Annotated in this window: 23 protein-coding genes and 2 pseudogenes; 8 read left to right on the top strand and 17 right to left on the bottom strand. The window is 61.7% G+C overall.

What is annotated here, in order from left to right:
* Positions 1–20: 20 nt before the first annotated feature.
* Positions 21–221, top strand: a complete 201-nt coding sequence (locus YUA_RS0122725; protein ID WP_027532768.1) for a hypothetical protein — start codon at positions 21–23, stop codon at positions 219–221.
* 1,193 nt (positions 222–1,414) lie between these two features.
* On the opposite strand, the pseudogene YUA_RS52665 reads toward YUA_RS0122725, so the two are convergent.
* Together YUA_RS52665 and YUA_RS52660 are read right to left on the bottom strand one after the other, a co-directional pair.
* Positions 1,415–1,519 (bottom strand): annotated as a pseudogene (locus YUA_RS52665) (PEPxxWA-CTERM sorting domain-containing protein); the annotation flags it as partial.
* 780 nt (positions 1,520–2,299) lie between these two features.
* Positions 2,300–2,404 (bottom strand): annotated as a pseudogene (locus YUA_RS52660) (PEPxxWA-CTERM sorting domain-containing protein); the annotation flags it as partial.
* 1,098 nt (positions 2,405–3,502) lie between these two features.
* On the opposite strand from YUA_RS52660, the gene YUA_RS0122710 reads away from it, so the two are divergent.
* Positions 3,503–4,282: a class I SAM-dependent methyltransferase gene (locus tag YUA_RS0122710; RefSeq protein WP_027532765.1), complete on the top strand. Its 780-nt coding sequence runs from the start codon at positions 3,503–3,505 to the stop codon at positions 4,280–4,282.
* Between the two features lie 84 nt (positions 4,283–4,366).
* On the opposite strand, the gene YUA_RS0122705 is transcribed toward YUA_RS0122710, so the two are convergent.
* Both YUA_RS0122705 and YUA_RS0122700 read right to left on the bottom strand, forming a co-directional pair.
* Entirely contained in the window at positions 4,367–5,227 is an 861-nt protein-coding gene (locus YUA_RS0122705; protein ID WP_027532764.1) for a DMT family transporter, read from the bottom strand.
* 70 nt (positions 5,228–5,297) lie between these two features.
* Entirely contained in the window at positions 5,298–5,834 is a 537-nt protein-coding gene (locus tag YUA_RS0122700) for a TetR/AcrR family transcriptional regulator (RefSeq protein ID WP_371259906.1), read from the bottom strand.
* 211 nt (positions 5,835–6,045) lie between these two features.
* Here YUA_RS0122700 and YUA_RS0122695 point away from each other — a divergent pair, with 211 nt between their 5' ends.
* Positions 6,046–6,255, top strand: coding sequence for a hypothetical protein (locus tag YUA_RS0122695; protein WP_027532762.1), 210 nt, complete (start codon positions 6,046–6,048; stop codon positions 6,253–6,255).
* Positions 6,256–6,258: 3 nt separating this feature from the next.
* On the opposite strand, the gene YUA_RS0122690 is transcribed toward YUA_RS0122695, so the two are convergent.
* Positions 6,259–6,552 (bottom strand): DUF1127 domain-containing protein, encoded by a 294-nt coding sequence (locus YUA_RS0122690; RefSeq protein WP_027532761.1) that lies wholly within the window; start codon positions 6,550–6,552, stop codon positions 6,259–6,261.
* Positions 6,553–6,736: 184 nt separating this feature from the next.
* On the opposite strand from YUA_RS0122690, the gene YUA_RS0122685 reads away from it, so the two are divergent.
* Positions 6,737–8,296: a winged helix-turn-helix domain-containing protein gene (locus YUA_RS0122685; protein ID WP_027532760.1), complete on the top strand. Its 1,560-nt coding sequence runs from the start codon at positions 6,737–6,739 to the stop codon at positions 8,294–8,296.
* 205 nt (positions 8,297–8,501) lie between these two features.
* Here the strand turns inward: YUA_RS0122685 and YUA_RS0122680 are convergent, their stop codons facing one another.
* The 6 genes from YUA_RS0122680 to fliI form a co-directional block, all read right to left on the bottom strand.
* Positions 8,502–8,969, bottom strand: a complete 468-nt coding sequence (locus YUA_RS0122680; protein WP_027532759.1) for a hypothetical protein — start codon at positions 8,967–8,969, stop codon at positions 8,502–8,504.
* A 294-nt stretch (positions 8,970–9,263) separates the two neighbouring features.
* Positions 9,264–10,223, bottom strand: a complete 960-nt coding sequence (locus tag YUA_RS0122675) for an AraC family transcriptional regulator (RefSeq protein WP_027532758.1) — start codon at positions 10,221–10,223, stop codon at positions 9,264–9,266.
* A gap of 168 nt (positions 10,224–10,391) precedes the next feature.
* A complete protein-coding gene (locus YUA_RS0122670; protein WP_027532757.1) occupies positions 10,392–11,450 on the bottom strand; it encodes an anti-sigma factor domain-containing protein in 1,059 nt (352 codons plus the stop codon).
* A gap of 75 nt (positions 11,451–11,525) precedes the next feature.
* Complete coding sequence (locus YUA_RS0122665) at positions 11,526–12,071, bottom strand: sigma-70 family RNA polymerase sigma factor (protein ID WP_027532756.1); 546 nt, start codon at positions 12,069–12,071, stop codon at positions 11,526–11,528.
* Positions 12,072–12,393: 322 nt separating this feature from the next.
* Positions 12,394–12,813 carry a flagellar export protein FliJ gene (gene fliJ / locus YUA_RS0122660; RefSeq protein ID WP_027532755.1) on the bottom strand — a complete coding sequence of 140 codons (420 nt, stop codon included), beginning with the start codon at positions 12,811–12,813 and terminating at the stop codon, positions 12,394–12,396.
* A 120-nt stretch (positions 12,814–12,933) separates the two neighbouring features.
* Complete coding sequence (fliI, locus tag YUA_RS0122655) at positions 12,934–14,259, bottom strand: flagellar protein export ATPase FliI (RefSeq protein ID WP_027532754.1); 1,326 nt, start codon at positions 14,257–14,259, stop codon at positions 12,934–12,936.
* 415 nt (positions 14,260–14,674) lie between these two features.
* On the opposite strand from fliI, the gene ctrA reads away from it, so the two are divergent.
* The gene (gene ctrA, locus YUA_RS0122650) at positions 14,675–15,376 is read left to right on the top strand and encodes a response regulator transcription factor CtrA (RefSeq protein ID WP_007600544.1); all 702 of its coding nucleotides are present in this window, start codon (positions 14,675–14,677) and stop codon (positions 15,374–15,376) included.
* 90 nt (positions 15,377–15,466) lie between these two features.
* Here the strand turns inward: ctrA and YUA_RS0122645 are convergent, their stop codons facing one another.
* Together YUA_RS0122645 and YUA_RS0122640 are read right to left on the bottom strand one after the other, a co-directional pair.
* Positions 15,467–17,050 (bottom strand): hypothetical protein, encoded by a 1,584-nt coding sequence (locus tag YUA_RS0122645; RefSeq protein ID WP_027532753.1) that lies wholly within the window; start codon positions 17,048–17,050, stop codon positions 15,467–15,469.
* Between the two features lie 73 nt (positions 17,051–17,123).
* Positions 17,124–18,941: a CHAT domain-containing protein gene (locus YUA_RS0122640; protein ID WP_027532752.1), complete on the bottom strand. Its 1,818-nt coding sequence runs from the start codon at positions 18,939–18,941 to the stop codon at positions 17,124–17,126.
* Positions 18,942–19,216: 275 nt separating this feature from the next.
* On the opposite strand from YUA_RS0122640, the gene YUA_RS0122635 reads away from it, so the two are divergent.
* From YUA_RS0122635 to YUA_RS0122625, 3 genes are read left to right on the top strand one after another with little or no spacing between them, the layout of a single operon-like run.
* Positions 19,217–19,621, top strand: a complete 405-nt coding sequence (locus tag YUA_RS0122635) for a DUF350 domain-containing protein (RefSeq protein ID WP_027532751.1) — start codon at positions 19,217–19,219, stop codon at positions 19,619–19,621.
* A gap of 1 nt (position 19,622) precedes the next feature.
* A complete protein-coding gene (locus YUA_RS0122630; protein ID WP_027532750.1) occupies positions 19,623–20,036 on the top strand; it encodes a hypothetical protein in 414 nt (137 codons plus the stop codon).
* 29 nt (positions 20,037–20,065) lie between these two features.
* A complete protein-coding gene (locus YUA_RS0122625) occupies positions 20,066–21,226 on the top strand; it encodes a glutathionylspermidine synthase family protein (protein WP_027532749.1) in 1,161 nt (386 codons plus the stop codon).
* A gap of 172 nt (positions 21,227–21,398) precedes the next feature.
* Here the strand turns inward: YUA_RS0122625 and YUA_RS0122620 are convergent, their stop codons facing one another.
* The 4 genes from YUA_RS0122620 to YUA_RS0122605 all read right to left on the bottom strand — a co-directional run.
* On the bottom strand, positions 21,399–22,271 hold the full coding sequence (locus YUA_RS0122620) for a protein-glutamate O-methyltransferase CheR (protein ID WP_027532748.1): 873 nt from the start codon (positions 22,269–22,271) through the stop codon (positions 21,399–21,401).
* Positions 22,268–23,470: a chemotaxis response regulator protein-glutamate methylesterase gene (locus YUA_RS0122615; RefSeq protein ID WP_027532747.1), complete on the bottom strand. Its 1,203-nt coding sequence runs from the start codon at positions 23,468–23,470 to the stop codon at positions 22,268–22,270. The genes YUA_RS0122620 and YUA_RS0122615 overlap by 4 nt, the downstream gene beginning before the upstream one ends.
* A gap of 74 nt (positions 23,471–23,544) precedes the next feature.
* Positions 23,545–23,910 carry a PleD family two-component system response regulator gene (locus YUA_RS0122610; protein WP_007600538.1) on the bottom strand — a complete coding sequence of 122 codons (366 nt, stop codon included), beginning with the start codon at positions 23,908–23,910 and terminating at the stop codon, positions 23,545–23,547.
* Positions 23,911–23,983: 73 nt separating this feature from the next.
* The coding region (locus YUA_RS0122605) for a chemotaxis protein CheW (protein ID WP_063627812.1) at positions 23,984–24,435 on the bottom strand (452 nt) is incomplete at its 5' end.

Below are 24,435 nucleotides of genomic sequence, written 5' to 3'. Positions count from 1 at the left end.
GATGGCGGCAGGAGCCTTCCATGAACCACTCGATTTACAGCGCAGATCGCTCGACCCACCTGAAGATCGTGGTCGTGGCCCTCGTCGCAGGGATCGCGGTGGCAGGCTTCGGCATTACGGCACGCACTGGTTCGGACGACGGCCTGACGCAGACCGCCCGCGTCATCAAGGCCGGCAAGCCGGTCGTTATCACCAGCTCGAACGCATCGCTCGTTCGCTAAGGAGATTTGAGTTTCAGGAATTCACGCGGCTCTTTACCAGCCCCCCAAAGTCGCCACGTGGATATGTAGACGACCCCAACCCCAAGTCGACTACAGAAAGCGCCCGCCCCCCACGGGCGCTTTCTCATGTCTGGGGTAGCTCTTCGTTGCGAGCGTCGAGTCGAAGGATGGGTAGAGCGAAGCGAAACCCATCAACGTTTCCTCCGCGCGGAGACATGATGGGTTTCGCAAGTGCTCTACCCATCCTACGCTCCCACTCAATTCGTATCTTCATTTCAGACACAGCTTCCCATCCTCGCGGCTCATTTCGCCCGAGCTTTGCGTCGTTGTTTCACCCTCAATTGAAAGAGGGCGCAGGGAAGACCGGGCGCCGGCTGGCACCCGCGGTCCACTGTGCGAAATTGCAACGAGAGAATTTGCACAGCGGCATACAGGTGAAGCCAGGACATCCCGGCCTTCCCTGCGCAGTGGTTTGACGGCTTATGTCGCGCTCTCCTCGGGGAGCGATGCACTATTGCCCCCGTCGCCTTGCCGATCACTGATGCAAGAGCCCGGTTGGGCACTCCACATCACCACAAGACTTGGCGCACAGGCTGCGGGCGCCAGGACCACACGATTTTGCCGTACGCAGATCACACCGGTCGTGCGCGCGACGCATCCGCTCACGGTTGCCCGCCCTGCGATTGCCTTTCGCGCCGATGCGGCCCACGTCCACCGCCGTCCGGCCCGCGTTCGTGACGATCGCGATACGCCCCTCTTCCTTGGGCCGGAGTGAGACGACGTATACGCCGTTTCCGAATTTCGGTAAAGCGGAATATTTTTGGCGAAGCGGGTTGTCCCAGGTCTGGCGTGTTTTGCCTGTCAGGCAACGCAAGGGCTTGTAGATGAGGCGACCATGCCTTGAACGAAGGACCCTGCCTGGCTAGGTTTCACAACCTGATGAAGCGCGGCATTCCATGGAGCGGCGCTTTACCTTCGATCAAATCGCGGGTGCATATCGGGCCTCACGCTCTAGTCTCGATAAGCAGCTCTGACTTCGGTTCAATGTCTGGAATTGGGTCAGAAGCTAACGGTCGAGGGGTGGCACGCAAGGTCAGCTACGTGCCCAAGAGGCGACATATCAGGCTGGCCTGATATGAAAGAGGCCGCCAACTGAGGCGGCCTTTTCTATTTTCCTTCCGGGGTGACCCGATTTAGGCGGCGCTGAGCGCCAGCCTGTCCTTGCGACGATAGGCCATGAAGCCAACGCCAGCAAAGCCAAGAACCATCATCGCCCAGGTTGATGGCTCAGGAACGGCGGCAATTGGACGGATCGTTCCGGACGCGTCGTAGTTTGGCAAATGGAGTGAATAATTGCCATGAAACTGAAACTCTGAACGGTCCAACAACGCAACGGTTTGTCCCGAAAACAGTTGCGATGCATCGACATAGAAAGTCCCCCAATAAAGGTCATCTGGGGTGCCTATCGAGAACATTAGCTGGTTTTGGAAAATCGTTTGGCCTTCAAGTGTATTGAGGACACCCAGGGCGCCCGCATTGATTTTGCCGCCCGTGATTTTGTCGGTAGCGGTATCAAACGTGATCGTGCCGGAAAATGGCAGGGCAGGATCGCCCCAGGCATCTCCATAGGTTCCGCTTATCGCTTCAACGACAACGGCAGCCGAGGCTTGACTTGCGAACGTAGCCGCGCAGGCAAAAACAGCTAGAGCCCCGGTCAATCGCTTAAAACAAAATGACATTTAACCCCCTCAATCAAAAGCTGCGCGACAGTTTCAAATATTGAATTAAGAGTCAATCATCCTGACCTATTTTATATATTAAATGGTCGCCGAGCGCACCGATCATCGCTGTCGGACCCAATGGCCCTGGGCAGATTCCGACTTTCCATATCGGTCGGACGCAAGCCTCTGACGGGAGACTACGGTGACACAAAATGCCAAGTCTGAAAGCCCATCAATTGAGTGCACTGTCACCGTAATACCCAGCACTGTCACCGTAATACGATAGGCGACATCGGAATTGTGGCACAGACAGAAAGACCGCCCGAAGGCGGTCCTCGTCACTGATGTTGCCCGTGCTTACGCGGCGCTGAACTCGATTGACCTCCTGCGCCGATAGGCCATAAATCCCAGTCCCGCGAAACCGAGGGTCATCATTGCCCAGGTCGAGGGCTCCGGGACCGCGCTCGAGATCGGAGGAACGACTCGCTCGGTCCAGATCCCGGCACCGGGAGCGCCACCATGATACAGCCGGGCGTAATAATTGTTGGTGTTGCCGGTTCCAGCGAGAGTCAATGCGAAGTCGCTGAAAAAACCATCAGGCCAAGAAAGCGTCTCGACCTTATAGGACGCATCGGAGAGTTGCACGTCCCAGTCCGAGATCTTCCCGCCGATGAAGTTGAACGTGGCGTCGAACGCGGTGTACGCCGCGGATGACACGAGGATGGCTCCCGAGGAGAAATTCCATGCCATGACATCGTGCACGGTACCCGTGAAACTGCTCGTCACGGTCGTGTCGTCGAACGTGACCGAGCCGGTCAAATGAGTCCCGTAGAATGCGACGTTTTGAAGAGGCGAAGTGCCCAATCCGTTCACGACGCCGTTCGAATAGGAATTGCCCGTGTAGTCAAACGTAATTGCCGCCGCTAATGCAGTGCCGGGCTTCATCGTGGTCCCGATCCCAACCAACATAGTCGATGCGAACAGCGCTCTGAAAATTCTAGACTTCATGATGTCCTCCGCAATCTTCGGAAGGATTGCAGATGGCTCCGGCGAGCGCATCCACCGTTCGGTTGAGTCCGGCTAGAAAGAGAAAATTTCTCGCCAGATTTCGGGGCAAAAGCGGCGGTTGAGCCAAGCGCGAAGCGTGTCCGCTTGGAAAGCTGACCTGATGACGGTCGGACGCTGTTGAGCTTAGGGTTATGAGCAGCCGGTCCCGGCCGAATGGCGATACTTCCGCTTTGCCAGCAAAAACGGCTGTCCGAGCAAATCCTAGGATTTCTGCTCAGCCCCCCACAACGCATTTCCGACCTTTCGGCCGAGACTTTCACCGACCTGGAAGCCTCCAAATTACTTGGTTTCCAGCCGAGCGCGTACAGCGGCTTGGCATCTTCGACATCATCACGAACCCGTCGAGTGGAATATTCCTCGCGAAGTGGGTTGCCCCAAGCCCAGCGTGTTTTGCCCGTCAGGCAACGCAAGGGCTTGTGGACGAGGCGACGATGCCTTGACAACGTATGGCTTGACTTGGCTAGGTTCACAACCGAACGAGGCGGGGATGCTATGGAGCAGCGCTTTACTTTCGATCAAATCGCGGGTGCGTATGGGGCCTCACGCCCCGAATATCCCGAAGCCCTCGTGGACAACGTGGTTTCGTACGCCAGCCTGAAGCCCGGCGATCCCATCCTCGAAGTCGGCTGCGGCACGGGGCAGGCAACAAAGAGCTTCGCGACGCGAGATTTGCAGATCGTTGCGATCGATCCCGGACCCGAAATGGTCCGCGCTGCGCGCGAGAGCTTGGCACATTTTGGTAATGTCGAACTGGTCGAGACGACGTTCGAGGCGTGGTCACAAGACAAGGCACCGTTCCGACTCATCATCGCTGCGCAGTCGTGGCACTGGGTTTCGCCGGAGTTGCGGTTCGTGAAAGCCGCGAAGCTGCTTTCATGTGACGGATCATTGGCCGTCTTCGGACATGTTCCGACAGGACTACCCATCCAATTGCTCGAGCAGTTCAGGGAAATAACCCTGCGTCATACGGGCCGCTGGGGGCCGCCACCGGAAGCCTGGTACCTGCCAAGCGGTCCATTCAACGGCTGGTTTGACGAGTCGGGATTGTTTGGACCGGTGGAGCACCGCTGCTATCCATGGAAGTGGCGGCACACAACATCAAGCTACGCAAGTTTCCTGGGGACGCGCTCAGATATCCGGATGCTCACGCCAACGATGCGCGAAGAGCTGCTCAACGACATTTCCAAAGCAGTCGATCGTCACGGCGGAGAATTCGAAATGGACTACGAAACTCACCTCTACATGGCCCGCCGAGCTGGTCTCGATCAGTAGCGGTTCAAATGTCTGGAATCGGGTCAGAAGCTGTCGGCCAGCGGGGCGGCACGGCAAGGTCAGCGATGGGCCAACAGCGGGAACTCAAACCGGTCGAGCGCTCGGCCTAAACTGTGTCACGGCAACACCAGAGATCGCCAGCAGCGCACCAACAATCAACTTCGGGGTCATCGGCTCGCCAAGAAACAATGCACTCGACATCAAGGCGAACACCGGCAGCAGCAGACCGAAGGGAGCGACGCGCCCCATGGAGCAGCGAGCGATCAGCCAGAACCAAAGGCCAAATCCAACAATTCCTCCGATAAAAATCGTGTAGGCGAGTGCCAGCCAGCCACGTTCATCCGCAGCAACGAGGCTCGCCAGTTGCCCATATTCAAGGAGCAACGACATCAACATCACCTGCGGCACCGTGAACAGCGACGCCCAACCCATCAACATCAAGGGGTCGAAAGGGCCGTAGCGTTTCGTCAAGACGTTGGATACCGCGAACGCGAAGGCAGCTCCGATCACCAGCAGCAGTGGTAGGCCGTTTGACGACAGGCCGGGCTCCGTCCTCAACACAAAGACGCCGGCAAATGCAAGCACTACCCCGGAGACGGTAGTGAGAGATGGCCTCTCCGCCAGAAGCGGCCAGGCCAACAGGACCGTGAAGGGTGTGGAGAGTAAATATGCGACAGCTGTCATGCTTCCCGAGCCGAGCCCTAGACCAACGTAGAAGAGCCCGAAGTTCAATCCACCAAGAAAAAGCGAGATGGCTGCGATAGGACGCAGCTGTTCACGCGTGGGCTTTTTGACGAACGGAATGAGCAGGAGCGCGGTGGCCAGGAAACGCAGCGCTAGGAAGAAGAACGGCGGAAACTCCGTAATGCCCACTTTGATGACCACGAACTGATAACCCCAGAGCAAAGGAACGGCCACCGCGCAAACAATCTGGATCACGGACATGGTATTCTCCTTTAAAGACCGATTGGTCTAGATATCGACGCGCCGATCGTGGGGACGGCCCCGGGTTTGCTTACCTGATGAAACGATCGAGCAGAGCGTCAGCCGCGGCTTGGGTTATGGCTCCCGTCGGCGCCGTTTTGCTGATCACTCGCAGCCCCTCAACGAAACAGACGAGAATTCGGGCAGCATTTGCAGGGTCGACACCGTCGGCTAACTTGCCCGCCGCCTTCGCACGGGAAAGTGCATCCGCCACTCGCGCCTCCATGACTTTGAAAAAGCTCGCGATACGACGATTAACGTCAGCGTCACGCCCGGCCAGTTCCATGGTTGTGGCAATCACCAGACATCCACGCCGACCGTGGGTCCCGCTCGTGCGGTCAACATATCCAGCAAGATAGGCCCGCAGGCCGTCCACCGGCTCCTTGCGAGGGTCAAGCTCGATATCCATCCGTGTCACGGCATCGGCAATGTAACGATCGAGCGCGCGCAGGAAGAGCGAGTGCTTGTCACCGAAAGCAGCATAAAGGCTGCCACGCGAGAGCTTCGTCACACGAAGAAGGTCTGGCAGCGCTGTCGCATGATAGCCACGCGACCAGAACACATCCATCGCGCGTTCGACAGCGGCTTCCGCATCGAAACTCCGCGGGCGACCGCGGGGCAACGGCACTGAGGTTCGGTTGCTCATTGGAAAGATATAGACCAAATGGTCTTTAAATCAAGTGACCGCTCAGGGTCGTGTGGACGACGCCGCTCCGTGGAAGTGGCGGCACACCACATCAAGCTACGCAGATTTCCTGGGGACGCGCTCGGATATCCGGATGCTCACGCCAACGATGCGCGAAGAGCTGCTCAACGACATTTCCAAAGCGGTCGATCATCACGGCGGAGAATTCGAAATGGACTACGAAACTCACCTCTACATGGCCCGCCGAGCCAGTCTCGATAAGCAGCTCTGCCTTCGGTTCAAATGTCTGGAATTGGGCCCATTGCCGACCTTGGCGCGCGGCATGCTGACCGGCAGCTTTTGACCCTTATCGGACGTCGGTGGGCCCAATTTGGCCGTCCACTGTTGGCAGGTATCGCAGCCAATCGCCGGATCGGATGCCTCGCGGGTCAATACCCCGATGCGAGGCGACGTAGTCGATCTCTCCGCGCGTGGTACCGATATCCATCAGCTCCGTGTCGCTTAAGTTGGACAAGGTGGCGCGTAATTTTTGGCGTTCGCGGCGCTCCTGAAAGGCATCCCAATATTTCCAGACGAAGCTGCAGAGATGCCCGGTCGATACGGATGTCCGTTCCAGCCACGTGCCGTGTGTCGTGCTCATTGCGGAGTCTCCCTGGGACATCGTGTCAGGAGCCGTCACAACCGACATGATGGTGCCAGTGCTCAGCCGGACACGCTTGACAGGCAGCTTACATTTTCCTCACCGGCAGCTTACTCTTGCGATTTCCAACAGGGCCAAAGCGCCACCCAGTGATCGGTGACCCCCAAACCAAGGGATTTGCATCTTGCGCTATCTCTTCGAGGAGTACGCATTCGACACCGAGCGTCGCGAACTCCGTCGCGGCCCCGATATGATCCCTACCACGCCGCAGGTCTTCGATTTGCTCCACTACCTCATCCGCAACCGGGATCGCGTCGTCAGCAAAGACGACCTCATCAAAGCTATATGGAATGGACGCAGCGTGTCGGATGCAGCGCTGACGACCCGCCTTAACTCTGTCCGGAGCGCAATCGGCGATTCCGGCGAGGAACAGCGCTTCATCAAAACGTTACCGCGGAAGGGTTTTCGGTTTGTCGGTGTGGTGCGTGAAGTGACTGAGCTGAATGAGGCTGTCTCCTCAAATGGCGTAGTTCAGACTACGACACCAGCTGCTGGACTGTCCGACAAACCCGCGATTGCCGTGATGCCGTTCGAAAACATGTCGGCAGATCCAGAGCAGGCGTATTTCGCCGATGGATTAGTGGACGATATCATTACCGCACTGTCACGCTTCAGAGCATTCTTCGTTATCGCTCGCAATTCCTCGTTCACGTACAAGGGAAAAGTGGTCGATATCAGGCAAGTTGGACACGAGCTTGGAGTGCGTTACGTGCTCGAAGGCAGTGTCCGAAAAGCAGGCAGTCAGCTGAGGATCAACGCACAGTTGATTGATGTCGCAACTGGCGGACACCTTTGGGCTGATCGATTTGACGGCGCGCTGGGAGACATTTTCGATCTGCAGAACAGGGTCGCGCAACAGGTTGTGGGCGCCATTGCGCCAGAAGTTGACCGGGCCGAGATCGAACGAGCAATCGGAGAACGGATCGGCAAAATAGACGCGGTGACGGCGTATTATCGTGGCTTGCCTTTGATTTTTTATCCTACCACTCCAGAGAACAACGAGACTGCTGCGAGGTGTTTTGAGCAAGCAATTGCTCTTGATCCAAGTTTTACGCCCGCATATGGCGGCGCTGCAGCTTGTATCGGTTGGCGGCGTGCTAACAATTGGTGTGGAGATATCGCCGGAGACAACGCGCGGGTATTAGGGTTCGCCGAGCGTTTGAAAGAGCTTCGAACAAACGATGCCCTTGTGGGCTTTCTTCTGTTCTGGTTCGCGCTCGACTTCCACGGTGGAATTGACATCATAGAGCGCGCGATTCGAACCAATCCATCCCATGCACCGGCGCTTCACTATAGGGGCCTAATTCGAGGCTGGCAGGGGGAATCCGATGCTGCCATTGCGGACCTTGAATTAGCAATGCGTCTTAGTCCGCGCGACCCAGCTAGTTATCAAGCGATGCTGGGGCTTGCTCTGGCTCATCATAATGCCGGTAGGCATGCAAAAGCGGGTGAATGGACGGACAAGGCTGTTCGCGCGTTTCCTCCGGCGTTCTATGTAGGGATAGCTCAGGCCATCCTCTGCTATAACGGCGCTGAACGATTGGAAGATGCTCGAAGACTAATGGCAGCAGGCCTCCGCCTGTCTCCCGGCTCACGGCAGTCAACCTTCGCCGCCCCGCACCTTTCGCCGAAACTTAGAGCCGAACTCTTCGAAGCAATGACTAAGGCGGGGCTGCCCGAATAGGTATCGCTCTATTGCCTCCGTTAGAGATATGTGGGCGCGCGGCCAATTTCCCGAACTGTCCGAGTTCCGCTGTTGCCGCGAAAGCTTGGCATGTCGACTATCAAAGACAGAGCACACCAAGGACTTGGCAGCCCAGACTTCCGCTTTGCCCCGCGGCGGACCACGAACACAGATTGTTCGACTTCTGCCATGCTCGTAGGGGCCGTCAGATTTCACAGGCGGCCGAATTCAACGCCTTACGCAAGCCACCAAAGGCCATGAGCCGACAGGGCTCGGTACCGGTGGCGGGCTTTGAACGCTGGAAAATGGCAGTTCGTTTGATAACGGTTGCCTTTGGCTTCGGCTTGGGGCGTGCGGCGGTAGCGGCCTTCTTCGTATCGTGCCGACGACGGGCGATCGGCCTCGGAGGCTCCGACGAATCGATACTGACGTCTTCTGGCAGGACAATGCGTTCGTCGACTGAAACAGCCTCTGTCGGCCTCTCGCTGCTCGGAGCGATAACTTCAAGGCGGTCCGCCTTCGCCAACACGCCATGTGAATTGGTGTCCGCGTTTGGCTCGGCAAGGGGCTGGACGGCCGCAACTGCGCTGTGCCGTGGAGCTCTCAACTCCATGGCCGACAGTGCTCCCACGCCCAACAGGATAACGAGGCCCAACAACGCCGTTCTCAGCATAATGTGCCTCCAATCTGAGTTGGTGCCGCTGAAAATTCTCCGCCCCAAAAAGGCAACTTGTTGGCGGCTGCCGACCCGCTTAGGGATCATTTGTCGACAGGGTTAACGCCGGCGATGCCCCCACCGCGTTGTGCCGCCATAGCGACAAGGCGGACATCGCGCCTCGTCACATCGTTTCGCTTGGTTTATGGATGCACGGCCCGGCTCAACGACGCGGGCGCCCCAAAGGTCAGCGGCGGCGCTTGCACCGATCGACCAACGGCGGCAGCAGTGCGCCGCTACGCAAATCGCAGCTCAGGCCTCGCGCAGCTCCGACGGCGTTGCGCCAAAACGCTTGCGGAAGGCGCGGTTGAAATAGGACAGATCCGAAAAGCCGGAGGAATGCGCAATGTCGCTGATCTTGCGCACCCGCGCGCGGGGATCGCCAAGCAATTTGCGTGCAAGCAACAGACGCTGCTCCAGCACGAATTCTGTGAAGGTGGTACCGGCCTGCTCGAACAGCCGCTGCGCCTGGCGCGGGCTCAGCCCTGAGCGGGTGGCGACCTCGGACAGGCAGAGATCGTTGCGGCCGAGTGCGGCCATCACGTCGGCGCGCATGAGATCGAGACGGGCCGCCGCATGGCCGCGACCGCGCGCGAGCGCCGCGTGCTCGGCGTCGGTGCCAAGCAGCAGGCCGACGAGGTCGACCATGTGCTGCGCGGTCAGGCGCTGGCCGACGGCGTCGAGATGCGGTGCGTGATGGGCGGCAAGCGCGTGATAGCGGAAGATGGTCTCGGCCACCGCACCATCCGACAGCACCTGGGACAGCTTCTCCTCGGCGCGCGGATTGATGTCGAGCAGCGCGCGGCGCGGCATGCGGATGGTGGTGAAGCGGTTCTCGTCGGTGTGACCGACGCTGCCGGTGATACGCATGTCGGCAAGCACCATCTGCGCGGGCGCAAGCTCGACGGTATGACCGTTCTGCCGGACGCTGACGAGGCCGGCATGCGCGGCGATCAGCACGAGATCGTCGCTGCCGTCGGCAAGGCCGCTCTGCGTGCGGGAATATTGTGCGGAGGCACCCTCGGGAATGGCGAGCGCGATATTGTCGACCACGCTGACCTGCAGCCGGCAATCGATGCTGTCGCCCTGGCTTGGTCCGATCTCGAGGCCACAGGACCCCAGGGCCCTGTCGCGCCAATGCTCGAACGCCGGCCCCTGCGGCAGGCCAGCATATTGGTGAATAAAGACGCCCGGCGGCTTGGCTGCATCCATCTGATTTCTAGCCCTCTCCGGCACCATGATCGGCGATGCCGACTGCCAATTCCGGGGATTTGACGCCACGGAATGCATGGAGGTTCAAATCACGGGCGGATTTGGCAGGGCTTGTCGGATTGCGACGGCGAAATGGACCGCAGCGACAATTATGCGCCCTTGCGGCGGCTACTTCTTCGCCGGAACCTGCGGCTGGGACTGCGGCACGGTCTCGATCAGCTTGCCGGAAAACACCGGCGCCGAGGTCGGCTGTCCGCTGGGCGAGCCGCCCGCCTGCTCGACCGTGACGGCATAGGTCGCGCCGTTGACGACATCGGCGTCGTAGCCGGCGAGCACGGGACGCGCCGTGAAGTCGCCACTGCCGATCACGCCCAGCGAACGCGGACGCGGCAACCTGTCGGAGATCAGCCAGAGCTCGAAGCTCTTTCCGGGCTCCGGCGTCGCGCCGACCTTGCGCACTGTGAAATTCTTGGTCGCCCCATCAATGGTGAGGATGAAGGCGGGACCGCCGCTCTGGCCCTGCAACAGCGCGACATATTGCGCTGGCGTAGACAGCGGCGCGGCCGGTGTCTTGACCTCCACCGTCTGGATGCGCGGTGCGGGCCGCAGCGCGCCGGGCAGCGCATCGGGCAGGAAGACCTGAAGCGACAGCGTCACCAGCAGCGCGGCCGCGAGCGCGCCCACGGCGGAGGCGACGTTGCGCCAGCGCTTCACGCGGCTCTCGAGATAGATCAATTTGGTGTCGTCGACGACCGGCGCCGGCGTCACGGGCGCAACGCGCGGGTCGGGCGCATGGGTCTGCGGCACGAATTGCGGCGGGAAAATCGGAACGGCATCGGAATTGGATTCGGGCGACGGAGGCTCTGGCGCCGGAGACTCGGTCGTTGAAGACTCCGTCGTCGAAGATTCGGGCGATGAAGGCTCCGGTGAATAGAACTCCGGCGGTGGCGGCGGCGCATCCGACAGCACCGGTGGCGTCCCTGACGAATCCTGCGACGATATTGCCTGCGCGATCTCGCGCTGGATGTTCTCCCACACGATCGGCCGCGGCTCGATCGTGCCGACCATCTGGTTGAGGACGCCGAGCCGGAATTCCCAGGCCTGCACGATCGCGGCGAACTCCTGGTCCACCGCCATCATGGTCGCAACCTGCGCGCGCTCGTCGGCGTCGAGTGTGCCGAGCGCATATTCCGCGGCGAGCGCGATATGGTCCTCGGTGTAGGCCATCACTATCCTTCACCTCTCCCGAAGGGAGAGGTCGACAATCGCTGCCGCTCTGGATCGTCCCACTCTCATCATCCTCTATAGTCCGAGGCACTCCCGGATATCCAACATGCTGCGCCGGAGCCACGTCTTCACCGTGTTGACGGGCGCAGCGAATTTCTGCGCCAATTGCTCGCGGCTCCAGCCGTTGTAATAGGCGAGAAGCACGAGCCGCTGACGGTCCGGATCGAGGCGGCCAATACATTCCAATAGCCGCTTCAATTCCTCGGACATCTCCCGGCGCGCCAGGGGATCGGGACTGTCGGCCGCGACTTCCATCGCTTGCGGTTCCTCCTCGATGGAGGCTTCCGTCTTCTTGCGCACGATATCGATGGCGCGGTTGCGCGCGATCGACGCCATCCACGTGATCGGCGACGACAGCGACGGATTGAATTGGCCGGCGCTGTTCCAGATCTTGACGTAGGTCTCCTGAATGACCTCCTCTGCGAGATCCTGTCGGCGCAAGATACGGAGGACGACGCCATAGAGTTTCGCGCGCGTGGCGCCGTAAAGGCGCTCGAACGCGGCCTGATCGCGCTTCGCCACCGCCTCAATCAGCCCGACCAGCTCTGCTGGCGTCAGCATTCAGCCCCCCAACGCGCGGCCCCGTCGCATCTCTCTTCACCTCTCCCCGACGGGGAGAGGTCGATTTGCGCAGCAAGTCGGGTGAGGGGGCGCTGGGCTGACGGGAGACCGTAACCCCTCAACCCGGCGCTCCGTGCCGACCTCTCCCAAGGGAGAGGTGGACACCGCCGTCACTGGCACAGCATTCATTCCCGCTACCATAGCGCGCGGCCAAGCCCGTCACCAAGGGCCGGCGCGCCATGCTGTGGACAGCACACGCAAAAACCCGGACCTTGCGGGTCCGGGCTCGCAAATTCTCGTCGGTTTTGACCGCTGGCTGCCGCTAGGCGACGGCGCCGATGCGGGAGCGCATCAGGCCGATGCTGTCGAGATCGGCCTGCTCGCGGGCGTTTTCCTCGGCGCGCTCGCGGGCCTGGTCACGCTCGTCCAGGAGCTCGACCTTCTTGAGCTCCTCGAAAGCCTCCCCGAGCGCGGCCTTGGCCTCCTCGAGCTGGCCCCTCAGCTCGTCGGCCGAGCGGGTCAGGTTTTCGCGGCGCTGAATTGCGGCCTTGGCATAGGTCGGATAGGCGAAATGCGCGGGATCGTTGATCCCGGCGCGGTCCTGCTCGGTCTGGATCTCGCGATCAAGATCGGTCGACATCCGCTGGAAGTCCGCGATCATGGACTCGATCTGGGCGACCCGGCGGCGCTTCTCGTCGACCTGAAACTTCTTCAGGCGGATGAGGGTATCACGTGACTTCATCGACTCGTACTCCCCAGAAGTCCCTTAGCTGCACGTGGGACGACACCAGTCTCCCCACAGGCCCGGTGGGGCCAAGACCGGCTCTGCTACTCTGTGGGACAGGATGATGACGGGACAAAGTTAGCGTTCCGTTTCCAAACTGCCGAGGATTTGCGCCAACTGGCGGTAGCCGTCGGCCAGCGAGGCATTTTCGTCCTTGCGCTGGCGCAGGAAGGCCTCCAGCGGCTCGTGCAGCCGGATCGCCTCGTCGACCTCGGGGCTGGAGCCGGCCCGGTAGGCGCCCAGCCGGATCAGCTCTTCCATGTCCGCATAGGTCGCCATCACCGCCCGCGCCTTCTGGATGGTCGGCCAGAACTGCGGATCGGCCGATTTCGGCATGGTACGCGAAACCGATTTGAGGATGTTGATGGCGGGGTAGCGGCCGCGTTCGGCGATCGAGCGCTGCATCACGATGTGGCCGTCGAGGATGCCGCGGACGGCGTCGGCGATCGGCTCGTTGTGATCGTCGCCATCGACAAGCACCGTAAAGATCGCGGTGATGGCGCCGACATCGAGGCCGGGACCTGCGCGCTCCAACAGCTTCGGCAGCTCGGTGAAAACGGTCGGCGTATAACCCTTGGCGGTCGGCGGCTCGCCGGCGGACAGTCCGATCTCGCGCTGGGCCATGGCGAAACGCGTCACCGAGTCCATCAGGCAGAGCACGTCCTGGCCCTCGTCGCGAAAATATTCGGCGACCGCGAGCGTCAGATACGCGGCCTGCCGCCGCATCAGCGCCGGCTCGTCGGACGTCGCGACCACCACGACGGAGCGCGCCAGCCCTTCCTCGCCGAGGTCGTCCTGCAAGAATTCCTGCACCTCGCGGCCGCGTTCGCCGATCAGCCCGATGACGCTGACGGCGGCATCGACGTTGCGCGCGAGCATCGACAGCAGCACCGATTTGCCGACGCCGGAGCCTGCGAAGATGCCCATGCGCTGGCCGCGGCAGCAGGTGAGGAAGGTGTTCATCGCGCGCACGCCGAGATCGAGCGGCGCGCCGACGCGCTTGCGCGAATGCGCCGGCGGCGGCGAATTGCGGTACGGCATCGGCGAGGCGCCTTGCGGCAACGGACCCTTGCCGTCGATCGGTTCGCCCAGCGCGTTGACGACGCGGCCGAGCCAGGCCGACGACGGACGCACCTGATTGGCGGCATTGGCGATGACGGCCTTGCAGCCGCGGCGCACGCCGTCGAGGCCGGCAAACGGCATCACGACCGCATTGTTGCCGGAGAAGCCGATCACCTCGCAGGGGATGGAACGGTTGGCGCCAGTCTCGATCACGAGCCGCGCACCGACCGACATCGCGTGGATCGGGCCGGCGACCTCGACCATCAGGCCGCGCACGCCGACCACACGGCCATAGATATTGACGCCGTCGATATCGCCGATCTGTTCGGCAAGTGCTTTCATCAAGCAGCCTTCATTAAGGGCGCGCCTTCAGGATTGGGGCCTTCATGGAGAAACCCTTAAATTTCGCCATATTTCTGAACGGCGCTTAACTTCGTGTTTACCCGCATCGTTAATCATTGCGTCACTGTCTTTGTGACTGAGCGTGGCTCCCCTTCAGAAGAAGGTTGAGTCGCGGGAGTCGGTTAGGCCCGTCTCTTAAAGTGGAACTTGAACAGGACCGGATAACGAAAGCTGCTTCGCGCACAAGACCTTAGGGCGATTCGACAAAAATTGCACCCGCAGGGCTTGCGTTCCAGAATCAGAATTTGTTAACCATCTGTTGTCAGGATCCGAATCAGTTGTTCAAAGGCGTTTTGTTGTGTGCCGCGAATGCGGCCGACCTGACGCCCAGGAGCGGCGACTATGGGGAACTGGCATGCGCGTTTTGCTGATTGAAGATGACAGCGCCGTCGCGCAGTCGATCGAGCTGATGCTGAAGTCTGAGAGCTTCAACGTCTACACGACCGATTTGGGGGAAGAAGGCGTCGATCTCGGTAAATTATACGATTACGACATTATCCTTCTCGACCTCAACCTGCCCGACATGTCCGGCTACGACGTGCTCAAGCAGCTCCGGGTCTCCAAGATCAAGACACCGATTCTGATCCTCTCCGGCCTCGCCGGCATCGAGGACAAGGTCAAGGGTCTCGGCGTCGGCGCCGACGACTACATGACCAAGCCTTTCCATAAGGACGAGCTGGTTGCCCGCATCCACGCGATCGTGCGCCGCTCCAAGGGCCACGCCCAGTCGGTCATCCAGACCGGCGACCTGGTCGTCAACCTCGACACCAAGACGGTCGAAGTCGGTGGCCAGCGCGTGCATCTGACCGGCAAGGAATATCAGATGCTGGAGCTCCTCTCGCTCCGCAAGGGGACGACCCTCACCAAGGAAATGTTCCTCAACCACCTCTATGGCGGCATGGATGAGCCCGAGCTGAAGATCATCGACGTCTTCATCTGCAAGCTCCGCAAGAAGCTCGCCAACGCCTCCGAGGGACGCAACTTCATCGAGACCGTGTGGGGCCGCGGCTACGTGCTGCGCGAGCCGCACGAGGTCGAGGAACGCATTCCCGCCTGATCAACATTTACGTCGCGAGCCCTTGTCGGGCTCGCTCCTCCCAGCCTGGACCCCGCCGCAAATGGCGGGGTTTTGTTGTTTGGGGCTTCGTCAGGCGCCCGCGAGGACAGGGCTTGCGAGCGGCGAGTTCCTCACCGGGCAGCGCGCCGCCGCCTCGCGCAGCCAGGCAATCAGCGCGTACCCGATGATGAACCCGAACGCGAAGGTCGGGAGCACGAAGGACCAGACAAACATCCATCCGGAGACGCTGTCGACGACTTCCATCACCGGCATCGGGCTGACCTGGTGGATGGCCAGCAGCACCCAGAGCAGCACTGTCATCCCGCTACCAAAGACGAGGCCATCGCGCATCCGCCTTGTCTTGCGCGACCGCCTGCCCCAGGTCGAATCCTGCACCAGCAGGGCCGCCATCGCCGCGATCCCCCAAGGGAAGATCAAAAGCGGCAGTTCGTGCAGGACCACGTCGAGATAGGGCTTTTGCGGAAACTGGTAGAAGTCGAACGCGGCCTGAATCGGGAAAAGGATCAGCGCACTCCAGAGACCGATCGTGAGAATGAATCCGACCGGAAGCCGGCCGAAGATGGTCTCGTTCGCAAACGCGTATTGCCTCTTGAAATAATAGACCAGCCAGAAGTTCACGATCAGGTACAGTGGCGTCATCAGCAGCGTCCGCATCATGCCGACATAGTGGTCGCCAGGCATGTGAACGACCTTGCCGGACCCGAGCAGCCACGCCAGGCACCAGACGAAGCCGAAGCCCGCCGCGACCGCCACGAACTTCACGATGCCGGGCGGCGGCGGCTCCAGCGCGAAGCCGATCGCCCCCAACCTTTTTCTGCTGCGAGCAAAGGTCCATTCACCGGCGAGCGCGGCGCGCGCTGCGAACAGCAGGAGATTGTTGAGCAGGGAATCCATGTCCTTGCGCAAATCCTCCAGCATGCATCCCGCCGCGGTCTGGGCGGCCAGTTGAAGCTGGCTGACCGCGCTGTGGCGCGTGGAAAGCTGATCGAGCGCCTGCCAGTCATTCGGCTCGACCTCGCTGTCCTCCATGATCGCACCGTAGATCTCGGCGCTGCTCTTGAGCACGCGGACGGTACGGAAACAGAGGGAGTCATAGACCGCGAGCAGCTCCGCATAGAGATCGGAGTTGCGCTCCATGAAGGCATCGTGGTCGGCGGCCCAGCGCTCCAGATGAAGCATGAGCGCCGAAATCTTGAGAAAGCGGGACTGGATCGCGGTCGATTGCGTGGCGCGGAAGTCGTCGATCTGATAGCCGACCCTGGAGAGCTTGCGCTGAAGGCCCGGCATGTCGTCCGGACCGACCTGGAACGGTGCCGCAGCCAGTGCGTCGCGTAGCGCGAGCGCGCTGACAGGAATGCCAGCCAACTCCTGGCAAAATTTCCGCCACGCCTTCGGGGCGACGGGAATGAGCCAGGCGAACATCAGGAGCCAGACCGCGGCGAGCGGCGACAGTTCGTCGGGAAGGACGGCGTAGATCACCAGGAACGGCGTGGTGAAGACGGCGAGGCCGAACAAGAACAGCGGCCGCGTCGTGAACGAGCGGGTCCCTTTCAACGTATGAAAACGGAACCAGTAGAACAGCACGACCAGAAGCGGTCCGCCGAAGGACCCGAGGATCGCATTCAGGCGGTCTACGACGTGAGCAAGCGGCACGATGAACTCCTATTGCTAGGGTTCGCTGTTGAAAAGCGCGCCGGACACGCGGCATCCGGCGGTCGCGTGAGAGTCACGCAGCCTGGGCAACCATCTTGGCCTTCTGGACCAGGAAATCGATATTGTCCGGAGCCAGCGCAATCGCGCTGTCCATATCGTTCTGGGCCTTCGCCACGTCCTTGATCTGGGCGTAGGCATTGGCCCGGGACACCAGATATTTCGGCTCGTTCTCGTTCGACGAGATGGCCGTACCGAAAGCCTTGATCGCCTCCTCGACATAGCCGCGCTTGTCGTCGGTGCCGGCGGCCGTCATGCTGACGATGCCCTTGATCCAGTAGAACTCGGCGTTCTTCGGCTTGAGCTTGATCGCCTCGGTGATGTCGCCGAGCGCGTTCTCGTAGAGACCGACCGTCACGTTGAAATTGGCGCGGCGCACGAAATATTCGGGCTTGGCCGGATCGAGCTTCAGCATGTAGGCGAAGCTCGCGGCGGCCTTCGGAATCTGCTTCTGCTTGTGCTGAAGCGTGCCGAGGTCGAAATAGACTTTTGCGAGCCGGACCGAAAGTTCGCTGTCATCGGCGAGCAGGCCGTGCAGCTCCTGCCCGCGCCGGGTCAATTCCTCCAGCGCCTCGATCGTGGCCGCACCAGCGGCGAGCGCCTCCATGAATTCATCGCGCCGCTGCCACAGCATTTCCTTCGAGGGCCGCGCCGCCTCGGGCGGAGGCACAGGCGGCTGCGGCGCTTCGACGTCAAAGATCCGGCCGTCGGGCGAACGCATGTAGAGGACCGGAATTCCCCACTCGACCCGGGATTTCTCCTGGATGAACTTGCGCGCGAGCGTCACGGCATCGTCGATCGGACGGTTGCCGGCGAGTGCTGCGTAGAATCCTTCCGACATCGAGATCGCGGCATTGTCGGTGATCGGAAACTGCATCGCCACCACGGCGGGCAGCCATCCCGTCTTCATCAGCCCGATCGCCGGATTGCCGAAGCGGTCGCCGACATTGATCCTGGCGCTCTCGCAGCAATTGAGCACGATCAGGCGCATGCTGCGCCGCGCTCCTGTCAGCATCATCGCGAGATCGGAGGCAAACTTCTTCACCGGCTTGCCATCCTCGTCGACCATGACGACGAAGCCGGAGGCGCCGGCTCCGGGCAAGGCTTCCTCGACCCCGCCATGCCCGATGAAGTGGAAGATGTGCCAATCACCTTCCAACAGCTTCTTCATCAGGTCTTTTCCGGTCCCGCCGGGGACCCATTGGAAATCGACCTTGCCTTCGTGCTGGAGCGCATCGATGCCCTTGTTGATGCGGTCGCGTTCCTTGACGACGTTGAGCTTCGGCCATTCACTGGTCGAGGGATCGGCGATCATGCCGAGAATGCGCAACGGTCCCTTGACGCCCATCCGGCTGACGCCGCCCGCCGTCTCGAGATAGCGCACGATGGGGCGCGTGAGGCTGACGAAGCCGGGCATGTCGTCTTCGTCGTAGAGATATTCCCAGGGCAGTCCGGCGAGGTCGGCCGCCTCGATGCGCAGCTTGATCCTCAGATCCTGCGCCGCGCCCTTGCTGCGCTCGTAGATCCGCTGGATCGACGGCACGTCGGTGAAGACGCTGCGAAACACCCCGCGGCCGAAGTCCCGTAACACCTGCTCGCCGCGCGTGGTCGGGCCTTGGCGATTCTTCTCGTCGATCTCGAGGACGGCATTTTCCAGCTCGCCGCGCAGCTTGGCCAGTTCACCGGGCGCGGAGAACCAGAACTTCACCTGGCTCTTCGGCGCCTCACCCGCCGGCGACCTGACGACGCGTCCGTAATATTGCTGAGGGCCGCCACCCACGGGCAGATCGGAGCCGATCTCGAGCTCGAAATCTTCGTATTCGGCAACAGGCATTTTGAGCCTCACCCAACAAGATTTTGATCTGAACGAAGAAGCCCTCGAATGTGCGTGGCCGATCGCAACCAGGACGACCGCAAAAACAATACGCCAGACTATCACACGCAACCTCGAGACGCATTTGTGAAGCATGTCTCATGCAGCCCGAAATTTTGTGCGGTGCCGATCCCGCCGCACCACCCGGACTCGTTTCTGGGGATCGAACCTGTCCGCGGCGTGCAGCGACTAAGCGATCGTGCCAGAATTCGCGGCGCCAACGTCGGACCTCCCCCATGATCCTGCAATCGCTCGCCGGCCTGCCCGCCTTCCTGGTCTATTTCTGCACCGGGCTGGTCGCGATAGTGGCATATCTCTTCGTCTACACGCGGATCACGCCGCACAACGAGTTCCAGCTCATCCGGGACAACGATCCAGCGGCTGCGATTGCGCTCGGCCTCAGCCTGCTCGGCTTCGTGGCACCGCTGTTCAGCGCAATCGCGCATTCGGCCAATGTGCTGGACTGCCTGATCTGGGCCTTCATCGCGCTGATCGTGCAAGTTGCCGTGTTCTATATCGTCAAGATCCCGGTGCCGAACCTGTCGGGGCGGATCGCCGCCGGCGAGCTGGCGCCCGCCATCTGGCTCGGCCTGTCCTCACTCGCCGCCGGCCTCCTGAACGCCGCCTGCATGATCTACTGACATGGCAGCGAAGCCTCCAGCCAAGGATTTCGGCAAGCGCAGGCCTGCACCCGCGCCGCCGACCCCGCGCGAGCCGGTGAAACGCTCGGGCCATGTCGCGCTGCTGGTGATGGGGACGATCGCGGTCGGCACCACCGCCTACACGCTGATGCCGCGGCCGGGTTGCAATCCCATTCCTCCCGGGGCGTCAGTCCCAGGCACGACAGTCCCCGGGGCAACCCCGGCACCAGTGAGCACCAACTGCAGCAGCGGGCATGGCTCATCAGGCAGCTCGCACTGGTCGTCGCGGTCCAGCTTCTTCAGCAGCGACTCCACGAGCCATTCCTCGTCGGGGACCTCATCCGATTCAGGCTCCGGCGGCGTCACGCGCGGCGGCTTCGGCTCGTTCGCGCATGGTTTCTCGGGCGGCGGCTGACGCGCGAGGTTTTGAATTCGAGAAATAACATGCAACGCATCCCCTGTCCTGAACGCGACGACTGGCAACAGACCGCCGAGCAATGCGGCTTCGCCTTCCACACCATCGACGGCGAGCGTTATTGGGACGAGCGCGCCTATTACGCCTTCACGCTCGACGAGATCGAACGTGCCATCGAGACGCCGACCGGCGAGATCGATGCAATGTGCCTGGAGCTCGCCGGCCGCGTGATCGGCGACGAACGCCATTTGCGGCGGCTCAATATTCCGGAATCGTTTTGGGACCTGATCGCGGAAAGCTGGAAGCGTGACGACCGCAGCCTCTACGGCCGGCTCGACCTGAAGTTCGACGGCAACGCTCCCGCAAAATTGCTCGAATACAACGCGGACACGCCGACCTCGATCTTCGAGGCCGCGGTATTTCAATGGACCTGGCTCGAGCAGGCGATCGAGCGGCGCATCATCCCAGCGCGCGCCGACCAGTTCAACTCGATCCACGAGCGGCTGATCGAGGCGTGGAAGACCATCGGCGTGGATCACCATCTGCACCTCACCGGCACCACTGGCAGTGAGGAAGACGCCGGCACGCTCGCTTATCTCGAAGACACCGCGCGTCAGGCGGGCCTCTCCACCACGCTGCTCGACATCGAAGAGATCGGCTGGCGCGACGAGGCCGGCGGCTTCGTCGACCTCGACGATCGCGACATGCAGCTTGTCTTCAAGCTCTACCCCTGGGAATGGATGTTCCACGACGCCTTCGGCGCCAAGCTCGCGGGCGCTCAGACGCGCTGGATCGAGCCGCCGTGGAAGGCGGTGCTTTCCAACAAGGGCATCCTGCCGCTGCTCTGGGAGATGTTTCCGAACCATCCCAATCTGCTGCCGGCCTTCTTCGAGGACGATCCGCGCGCAGCCGAGCTCGGCAGCTCCTATGTCCGCAAACCGCTGCTCTCGCGCGAAGGCGCCAATGTCACGCTGGTATCAGGCGGCATGCCGCTCGACGAGCACGCGGGCCCTTACGGCGCCGAAGGCTTTGTGCGCCAGGCGCTGTCACCGCTGCCGAATTTTTCCGGCGTCTTTCCGGTGGTGGGAAGCTGGCTGGTGAACCACGAGCCGTGCGGGCTTTCGATCCGCGAGGACAAGAGCCCGATCACGGGCAACAGCTCGCGGTTTCTGCCGCACGCGATTCTTTGAGAAGTATGACGCTTCTTTCCCTCTCCCCTTGTGGGAGAGGGTGGCTCGCCGCAGAGCGGCGAGACGGGGTATCTAACTAACCGCGAAGAACGATCTCACGACTTGAGTTCGTAGAGGCAACCCTCATCCGGCGCATCGCGCCACCTTCTCCACAAGGGGAGAAGGAAGAGGTTCATCTCGCCGCGGCGACTTTCAGCGGCTGCGGCATCAGTCCACCCATCGCCCGGCCCGAGCGCGCCGGATTGAGCTGGTAGAGCCCGCGCCGGTCGGAGAGCGGACGGAACGCGTCGGTGATGCCGACGACGGATTCGGCAGCTCCCAACAACAGCGTGCCATCGGCTTCCAGGCACTTCGCCAAACGCTCGAAGATCACTGCCTTGGTGTCCTGGTCGAAATAGATCAGCACGTTGCGGCAGAAGATCACGTCGAACGTGCCGAGATGGGAGAAGTCCTGCAACAGATTGAGCTGGCGGAACTGCACCATCGCGCGGACATCGGCATTGAGCTGCCAGACGTCGCTGGCCTGGGTGAAGTATTTCATCAGCAGCTGGATCGGCAGGCCGCGCTGCACCTCGAACTGGCTGTAGACGCCGGCCTTGCACTTCTCCAGCACCTCCTGCGACAGATCGGTGGCGACGATCTCGATGCGCCAGCCGGCGAGCGTGGCGCCCATCTCCTTCAGACACATCGCGATCGAATAGGGCTCCTGCCCCGTTGACGAAGCCGCCGACCAGATGCGCAGCGATCTGCGCGCGGCGCGGGCCTGGATCAGGCCCGGCATGATGCTGTCGCGCAGATGATCGAACGGGATCTTGTCGCGGAAAAAGAAGGTCTCGTTGGTGGTCATGGCCTCGACCACATCGGTCGCAAGCCTTCCATCGCCGTTCCTGATCTTCAGCACGAGATCGGGAATGCCGGGCAAGCTCGCCTTGCGAGCCAGCGGCAGCAACCGGCTCTCGACCAGATATTGCTTGTCGGGTGAGAGATCGAGACCGGAGCGTTCTTTCAGGAACTTGCGCAGATAGTCGTAGTCCGTGGGCGTCACGAGCGGTCTCCCGCGAACAGGCGGTTGACCTTGGCGCCGATCTGGTTGAGCGGCAGGATCGCTGCGCAGATGCCGGCGTGGGCAGCGGCACCCGGCATGCCCCACACCACGCTGGAAGCTTCGTCCTGCGCGATCACGCTGCCGCCGGCGGCGACGATGTCCTTGCCGCCGCGCATGCCGTCCGAGCCCATGCCCGTCAGGATGACGGAGAGGATGCTGCCGTGCCAGATGTCGATGGCGGAGCTGAAGAGCGGATCAACCGCGGGCTTGCAGAAATTGACCGCGGGGCCGTCGTCGAGCGCGATAGCCACGTCTGCACCGCTGCGCACGATGCGCATGTGCTTGCCACCGGGCGCGAGATAGATTCGACCCGGCTTCACCGGCTCGCCGTCGACAGCCTCGGCTGCCGGCTTGCGGCTCGAACGCGCCAGATGCTCGGCGAGAATAGTGGTGAAGGTCGGCGGCATGTGCTGGGTTATCAGCACCGGGACGCGGTCGATCACCGGACCGAGCTCGGTGACCAGCGCCATCAGCGCCTGCGGGCCACCGGTTGAGGAACCGATCAGCAGCACCTTCGGCGCTTGGGTTGAGAACGGACGCGTGGTCAGCGGGCCTGACGACAGGGCATGCACGGCGGGCGCCGATGCGGGCGCGGCGGGCCGCGCGACAGCCGGTGCACGCGCTGCCGGTGCAGCAGGGCTCGCGGGCGCAAGCGGCGGGCTCGCAACTGCGGGCTTCCGGCGCAGCCGTGCACCGAGGTGACGGATCTTCTGGATCAGGTCGTGATGGAAGACGTCAGCGGCGGATGTCTCGCGCGTCGATTCCGGCTTCGGAATGTAGTCGGCCGCGCCGAGCGACAGCGCCTTGAAGCTGACCTCGGCGTTGCGGCGGGTCAGCGTGGAGGCCATGATGATGACGAGATCGCGCTTCTTCGCCAGCAGTTGCGGCAGCGCCGAGATGCCGTCGAGCTCGGGCATTTCGATGTCGAGCACGGCGACATCGGGATTGATGCGTTCGATCTGGTTGACCGCCTCGAGCCCGGTACGCAGCGAGGCAGCGACCTCCATGTCGTGCTCGGCGCCGATCCAGCGCGAGATCAGACCGCGTATGACGACGGAGTCGTCGACGATCATCACCCGCAGTGGTCCCGCTTCGCGCGACGAGCCCGTGGTCGAATTACCTGCGAACGCAACACTCATTACTCACCAACTCAGACTGAAACGGTTTACTTGAAAACAAACGCCGAAGGAGCCGTTCAGCCTCCGGTGTTCGCTCAGATCAAGCCGACTTCCTGGAACTTCGCCGTCACGATGTCCTTGTCGAACGGCTTCATGATGTACTCGTTGGCACCGGCGTGCAGCGCGCGCGCAATATGGGCCACGTCGTTCTCGGTGGTGCAGAACACCACCTTGGGCTGGTCGCCGCCGGGCATGCGGCGCAGATGGCCGAGGAACTCGTAGCCATCCATCACCGGCATGTTCCAGTCGAGCAGCACAGCGTCGGGGAGCCCGCGCTTGCAGGCTTCGAGCGCCTTCTCACCGTCCTCGGCTTCGAGAATCTGGAAGTCGAGGCCTTCCAGGATCCGGCGCGCAACTTTGCGGATGACGCTGGAATCATCAACGACGAGACAAGTTCGCATGTGAACCTCTGCTTCCTGTCCCCTTTGCGGGGGCACTTCCAATTGCGAGTCCGTCGGCGGCGATGCCGCCGTATCAGGCCGCCATCATCTCGGGCGCGAGCTCGAGGACGCGATCGACGTCGAGGACGACCATGAGCTGGCCGTCGAGACGGTGGACGCCGCCGGCAAGCTTGGCCATGCGGGGGTCGAGGTTGACCGGGTTGTCTTCCTTGCCGTCCTCGGACAGGCGCAGCACTTCGCCGATCTGGTCGATCAAGAGGCCATAGGATTCACCGCGCAGGTCGACGCCGACCGCCATCGCCGTCTTGCCGTCCTCGGGCTTGGGCAGGCCGAGACGGGCGCGCATNTCGACCACGGTGACNATGCGGCCGCGCAGGTTCAACACGCCCGCGATCTCGCGCGAGGACAAGGGAACGCGGGTGACGCGCTCGGGCATGAACACGTCCTGGACGCGGGAGATCGGCAGGCCGAACAGCTGGCCACCGATCATCGCGGTGACGTATTCGACCATGGCGCCTTCGCCAG

It is taken from the genome of Bradyrhizobium sp. WSM3983 (genome assembly GCF_000473045.1).
GTDB lineage: Bacteria > Pseudomonadota > Alphaproteobacteria > Rhizobiales > Xanthobacteraceae > Bradyrhizobium.
The sequence above is the reverse complement of the archived record's forward strand: the minus strand, read 5'-3'. Positions and strand labels throughout refer to the sequence as shown.